The 6,533-nt window shown below is 28.9% G+C and carries 7 protein-coding genes and 3 pseudogenes; all 10 read left to right on the top strand.

Annotated elements, in window-relative coordinates; translation table 11 throughout:
- Positions 1–282: 282 nt before the first annotated feature.
- Positions 283–459 (top strand): hypothetical protein, encoded by a 177-nt coding sequence (locus ACEW7V_RS02340; RefSeq protein ID WP_374695319.1) that lies wholly within the window; start codon positions 283–285, stop codon positions 457–459.
- Positions 460–974: 515 nt separating this feature from the next.
- Positions 975–1,220, top strand: coding sequence for a hypothetical protein (locus ACEW7V_RS02335; protein WP_374695318.1), 246 nt, complete (start codon positions 975–977; stop codon positions 1,218–1,220).
- 188 nt (positions 1,221–1,408) lie between these two features.
- Positions 1,409–1,660 carry an AAA family ATPase gene (locus ACEW7V_RS02330; protein ID WP_374695317.1) on the top strand — a complete coding sequence of 84 codons (252 nt, stop codon included), beginning with the start codon at positions 1,409–1,411 and terminating at the stop codon, positions 1,658–1,660.
- 631 nt (positions 1,661–2,291) lie between these two features.
- Positions 2,292–2,474: a hypothetical protein gene (locus tag ACEW7V_RS02325; RefSeq protein WP_374695316.1), complete on the top strand. Its 183-nt coding sequence runs from the start codon at positions 2,292–2,294 to the stop codon at positions 2,472–2,474.
- A 185-nt stretch (positions 2,475–2,659) separates the two neighbouring features.
- Positions 2,660–2,794 (top strand): hypothetical protein, encoded by a 135-nt coding sequence (locus ACEW7V_RS02320; RefSeq protein ID WP_374695315.1) that lies wholly within the window; start codon positions 2,660–2,662, stop codon positions 2,792–2,794.
- A 331-nt stretch (positions 2,795–3,125) separates the two neighbouring features.
- Positions 3,126–3,299 (top strand): hypothetical protein, encoded by a 174-nt coding sequence (locus tag ACEW7V_RS02315; protein WP_374695314.1) that lies wholly within the window; start codon positions 3,126–3,128, stop codon positions 3,297–3,299.
- Positions 3,300–3,514: 215 nt separating this feature from the next.
- Positions 3,515–4,379: pseudogene (locus tag ACEW7V_RS02310) on the top strand (pseudouridine synthase).
- 104 nt (positions 4,380–4,483) lie between these two features.
- Positions 4,484–5,236 (top strand): annotated as a pseudogene (locus tag ACEW7V_RS02305) (pseudouridine synthase).
- A 42-nt stretch (positions 5,237–5,278) separates the two neighbouring features.
- Positions 5,279–5,971, top strand: a pseudogene (locus ACEW7V_RS02300) (d(CMP) kinase).
- A gap of 72 nt (positions 5,972–6,043) precedes the next feature.
- Entirely contained in the window at positions 6,044–6,271 is a 228-nt protein-coding gene (locus ACEW7V_RS02295; protein ID WP_374695313.1) for a hypothetical protein, read from the top strand.
- Positions 6,272–6,533: the final 262 nt, after the last annotated feature.

Below are 6,533 nucleotides of genomic sequence, written 5' to 3'. Positions count from 1 at the left end.
TGGTAAAGATATTTTAAGGTTTCACCTTATCTACTGGCCTATTTATTGATGGCACTTGAAATTTCACTACCCAAACAGTTTTTTAACCCATCCGTGGATTTTGTTTGATAAAAATAAAAATGTCTAAATCTAAAGGTAACGTTTTGTATGCTGGATGATTTATTAAAACATTTCTTGGTGGATTCCATTCGTTATTTTGTTCATCAGAAATTCCTTATGCTCAAGATGGTAATATCACTATGAATTGTTAGTAGAAAGCACAATAGTGACCTAGCTAATGTTTTGGGAAATTTATTTCATAGAGTTTTTTGGGATGGCAAAGAACGCCAAAATAATTTATCCAAAACTTTAATTACAACTAATTTAGATCCCAAATTTGATTTATCCAAACGAGCTTTAGCAACTCTTCCTTTGGTTCGTCTCAAAAATGCAAGATTGTGTGTAGGGAGATGCTCTTGAAAGAAATTATGAATTTGGCTGTTTTGCTAATAAATACATTGATTTGGTAGAACTCTGAATTTATTTAAAAATCCTGAAAAACAACAACCATTAGACCACACACTATATTCTTTAGAAACTTTAAGGTTTTTAGGAGTTTTATTGCAACCTTTTTACCTCAAACTGCTCATAAAATTTTTAACTCAACTCAAAACCCTCGATATTACTTGAAAGTTTAGATACTTTCGGGCTTCTTTCAAGTCAAACATTAGATAATTATCATATTTTATTTAATCGTTTGGAAATTGATGAAGTTTACCTAGATAATTAAATTATTAACATACAATAATTTTATTTATTTTAATGATTTGCACTTTTTTGAAACCTCTTTATATTATTACATTTTATATGTTCACATTTAAAATAATGAATTCATAATTAATTTTAATTTCTCGAAGAATGGGTATATGGCTCCAATGATTATAATTTTAAAAAGAACTTTTTGCGATGTTGCTCGATCCTTTTTATAATATCTTTTGGAATTATTTTCTTTTGCAAATTTAATGGTAAAAAAGGCAATACCCAAAAAACTAATCCAGAAAAAGAATCGGGAACAACCACAATCACAAGAAACAATTGCCAAACAAACTCCCAAAAGAATAAAAAGATCTTTCCAAACAACAAACAAACGGATTTTGAGCCAATCTCATGGAACTAAATTTAATGATGTGGCAGGGATGGAAGAAGAAAACAACTTCTCCAACGTTTTATTGATTTTTTAAAAGAAACTAAAAAATATCATGAGCAGGAGCCAAAATTTTAAAAGGAATTTTGTTTATGAATTCCAGGAACAGGAAAAACCTTACTTGCAAAAGCTCTGCAGGCGAATCAGACGCATCCTTTATGCTTTTAGTGGTACTGATTTTTGCAAAGAATTCATGGTGATGGTGATAAAAAGTAAGAGATTTGTTTGAAAAACAAAACCCATAAAACAAGCATTATTTTTATTGATGAAATTGATTCTTTTGGTATTTCTAGAAACGATTTTAGCCAAAAAGAAAAAGAAATAACTACAGAATTATTAAATCAAATGGATGGGATTAAATCCAAAGATAATGAAAATAATGTCATTGTGATAGCTGCTACTAACAGAGTAGAATCCTCTAGATTATGCCTTGCTTCGTCCAGGACGTTTGTTTATGTAGTTAATGTTTTGCTCTGACCTTTAAAGTGAAAAGCTATTTTAAAATTATGTGCTAAAGGCAAACAAATAGCTGATGAGGATATTAATTCTATAACAATTAGCCCAAGAAAACCAAGGATTAAGTGGTGCTCAACTCAAAGCCATTTTAAATGAGGCTTCAATGCTTCAAGCAGAAAAAGCAAAGAACAAGAATTGCAAAAAAATTTCTTTCTGAAACAATTATTCAAGCTAAAGAAAACGTTTTATTAGGATAACAAATTCCGCCAAAAACATATAATCACAAAGAAAAAAGAAATTGTTGCTACTCATACAGCTGCTAAAATAATTATCAGCCAAGTCAAAAACACTCATTTTTTAAGTTCGGTTTCTTTAATTCCACGCTCTTCGGATAAAATATTGACTTTATTTGCTAAAGAACAGACCCCCAATATTTTATTAAAGAAACTTTAATCCAAGAAATTACCGTTCTTTTAGCAGGAAAAGCTGCTGAAGAAGTGATTTGCGAAACAACTATTACAAAGCTTGTTCTGGATTTTGTTGAGGCTTTCCACAAATCCCAAGAACTAACACGTTTTTTTGGTTATATCTGATATCAGTTAAAGATAAAGAAGATTTACAAAGAGATATTTTAAAAAAAAATGTTTTTCTGATGCCAAAAGCTTTAGTGAAATTAAATGAACCTTTAATTAAAGAATTGTCTCAAAAATTAAGGGGCAAGAACAAAAATATCACTCCAATGCCACAAATTAAAGAATTTTTACAAAACAAACAAATAAAAGATATGAAAGAAATTAAAATGCAACCATTCCAACCTGCAAAAGGTTTTAAATAAACTACTATTTGGCATTTTATTTGCACTTTGCTTTTTGTCCTTTTTTATTTTATTATCAACAATTTTAATTTTTAAACCATTTATTGGTTGTTTGCTATTCCTAAAAATTATTTTATTTTCAAGAAAAAAATTATCACCCCTTTTTTTAATTGTGGTAAGTTTGATGTTTTGATTGCTATCATCATTTGCCTTTTATAAATGCCACTTCCAACATTGCTGTTTCTGATTTATTGAATAAAATTGATAATTATAAAACCAAAAAAATTACTTATGTTGCTAAAAATAGTTGGTTGAAGGTTTTTATTACCATATCAAATTAATTGATAAAAACAGTAGTCCCTTTATTGCAAATTAAAACCTATTTTCAAAAACATTTTGGAACAAAAACAACTTCTCTTAAATACAAAGATTTTATTTTACAAGAATAAAAATATTTTGATTGGGTAACCTTATTAATTAAAATAATCCTTTCTTTGTCTTCATTTGTGTTTTTGCTTTGCTACCAACTTAATAAACGGATTAGAAAACAATTCTCAAACGAACAAATTTACAAAAAATATGATTCATAAAAATGCATTTTTTCATTTTGTTTTAAAAATTAAAATAACTAAAACATATCTTTATTAATTAACATTTTTTAAATTATAATAAATGGTGTATGCCAAAACCCAAACCCCAAAAACAAAAGAGTTTTTAAATATAATGAGTAATTTAATGAATTATCAAGGACAAGATTTTGAAACCAACTGCAACACAACAATTGCAGTTGTTGATTTTTTGCTACATGTGTCCTCCATGTCAAAGATTATTGCCTGTTTTGGATGAAGTTTGCCTTTAGAAAAAGAAATTCTTTTTACAAAGTAGACGTTGATTTTAGACAATTAGCATTAGAAAAGGAGTTTCTGGTTTTCCCACCCCATTTTATACAAAGATAAAAAGAATTAGCAAGCATGCTAGTGGTTTCTAAATAAAGAAGACTTGGTTAAATTTTTTAAATTCTATAAATAATTTTACCACAAACCGAAAGCAAATCAAACGTTATGAACGGATTTTTTTTAGTCAACAACCAGAAAAGATGACATCACATGATGTAAGCCAAATTAAAAAAAAAATTTCATTTTGACAAAGTAGGACACACGGGAAATCCTTGATCTCTTTAGCCTCTTGCGGGACTTTTAATTATTTGTGTAAAGCTAATTAAACTGGCTTTTTTGTCTGATAAACTACCAAAAACTTATCAAGGAACCTTTCTTTTTAATAAAACATTATGATACTTGATGTGACAGGTAAATTGTTGGATACCAAAACACCCCTTTAACTGATTGTACCATCCAAAAAAGTTTTGCATTTTTTCATCAAAAAAGTATTTGCAAATACCTCCTATGTTTTCAGCAGTTAAAATTAAAGGAAAAAAAAATGTATCGTTTTAGCACTCAAAAATCAAGTTTTGAATATTCCTCCAAAGAGAAATTTTATTCATCATTTTGAAAAAAACATCTTTGCTTTGTCGCGACCAAGTAGATTTTTTGGCACATGTTTCCAAAGGAACTTATATTAGAAGTCTTGCGCGCGATCTAGCTTTGCAATTAAATACTTATGGTGCTCTTCTTCGTTTGCAAAGAACTGCAATTGGCACGCATTTATTACAAAACGCTAAAACTATTGAAAATTTAGAACTCAATGATTTGATTTGGATAGTACTTTTTTTGCTGCTTACGATGAACTTATTTTTAAATGATTATTTAATTAAGTTAGTAAAAAACGGCACTCATTTAGACCAAAGACAAATAACTACTAAAAAACCTTTATAGTTAAAGATAGTAATAAAAATTTTGTTGCTTATTATGATACCTGGATGAAAATAAATACTATCCGCGTTATTTTTTTAATTTGCAATATTTTTAATTATTAACTATTAGAAAAACAAAAGACATTTTTGAACAATATTTTAATAATAAGTTTTTAAACATCAAACCACACACAATCAAGTAAGGAAGGATTGGAAAATAATGCAAAGATTACAAAAAGTTTTGGCTTATGCAAATGTGTCATCTAGAAGAAAAAGCAGAAATTTTAATTTTGGAAAAACGCATTAAAGTTAATGGCAAAATTATTTCTGAATTAGGAACCAAAGTATCTTCTTCCAGCGACATTATAACTTTGGATGACAAACCGATCACCAAAACCACTTATTCTTATTTTGCTCAACAAACCCAATGGATTTCTTTTTCCCACTGCCAAAGACAATAAAAAACGCCCTACTGTTTTGGATTTAATCGGAAGCAAGCAAGCATACAAAGATTATATCCGATAGGACGCCTTGATTTTAATACTACAGGACTACTTTTAATTACTAATGACGGCGATCTTAATTAAAAATTAACCCATCCTTCCTTTTTGTATTCCTAAAGAATATCATGTTAAAATTAATGCTTGTTTGCAAAAAAAAGACCTTGCCACATTCCGCAAAGGAATTATCATTGATAAAAATTATTTGGCTGTTTGTAAAGAAATTGATATTTTGAAAAGTTCTTATACACCCAAACCTTCTACTTGGTTAAAGCTGGTAATAACTTTGAAGGAAAAAACAGGCAAGTTCGTAAAATGATGCAAGCTTTAGGCTATCAAGTTTTAAAGTTAAAACGTTATTAAGTTATTTTTTAACTATTGAAAATCTCACAATAGGTGCTTATCGCCCTTTAAAAATTCATGAAATTAAAAAATTAAAAACCTTAACTACTCCATTACCGCATTTAATTTAGTAAATTTAATATTCTACTATAAGGAGTTAGTTATATATGCATATGAAAAGTTTTAAAATCGCTGTCATTGATGGTCCGGCAGTATTCTATAAAAGCACTATTAGTAAAAAGTTGTCCCAAAAATTAGGTTGAATCACATTGATACTGGAGCAATGTTTCTCAAAGTAATTAACTTTATATTTCGTTAGAAAATGGTAGAAGTTTCATGGCATCATGAAAAAGTTCCAATCAAGCTTTAGATAAATCAATTTTCTTATTCTTGTAATAAAATTTTTCTTAATCAAGAAGACGTTTCTTTTAAAAAATTAAGTCTTTGGATCGTCGAAAACATGTCTCTTCAGTAGCTTTAATTCCTGCTGTAAGAATCAAATTTTCATTGAAATTGTAAAGGTAAGTAAAATTGTGCCAATACTCCTAATTTAATTATGGATGGAAGAGATATTGGAACAGTTGTAATGCCAGATGCGACCTAAAAAATTTTTCTTACTGCCAACATTACTAAAAAAGAGCTTTGAGAAAACAACAAGAAGATGCCCAAAAGGAAAAATCACAGACATTATTCTCAAATTATGAAACAAACTCAAGGAAATCTGTGATCATAAAGATTATCATCGCCAACTTGCTTACATATCTAAAGCTTTAGATGCCATTTTACTAAGATACTACTGCAGATTATCAATTGATGAAGTAATTGCCAAAATTATTGCCTTAATTGATAAAAAAAGGAGAACTTAAATGTCTTTTAAAATTGCTGTATTGTGGGTCGTCTCTAATGTTAAGTAAAATCAAGTTTGTTTAACCGCATTATTGGGAAAAGATACGCTATTACTTCATCAAAAAGCAGGCATTACTTCAATTTACTATTTACTGCCGAGTGGCTTACTTAAAACATTTGGAGTTATTGACACAAGTGTATCGAAATTCAATCAACTCCTTTTTTTGGAACAAATTAAATTACAAGCTCAACTTGCAGTTGATGAAGCTGATGTAATTGTTTTTGCAGTTGATGCGGCAAACAGGACTTACTCAAAATGACATTTATTTAGCTAAACTTTTTGTATAAAACTAAAAACCAGTTCTTTTGGCAGTTAATAAAATTGACAACCACAATTTATTTTCTAACACTTATGAATTTTATGCTCTGGGATTTGATACTCCTTTTTGCAATTAGTACTCAACATGGTATAGGTATAGGTGATTTGTTAGATAAAATTGTTTTTCTTATGCGCGATGGCTGCTTAATTTCTGATTCTTCCTTTTTGTGAAGACCTTCCAATAGATACACCTTTGCAAAGAG

Source organism: Areca yellow leaf disease phytoplasma, from assembly GCF_041920595.1.
The sequence above is the reverse complement of the archived record's forward strand: the minus strand, read 5'-3'. Positions and strand labels throughout refer to the sequence as shown.

Coding starts and splice junctions, on each gene's coding strand:
- ACEW7V_RS02325 (WP_374695316.1), top strand. CDS start 2,292: ATGCCAAAAGCTTTAGTGAAATTAAATGAACCTTTAATTAAAGAATTG.
- ACEW7V_RS02315 (WP_374695314.1), top strand. CDS start 3,126: ATGGTGTATGCCAAAACCCAAACCCCAAAAACAAAAGAGTTTTTAAAT.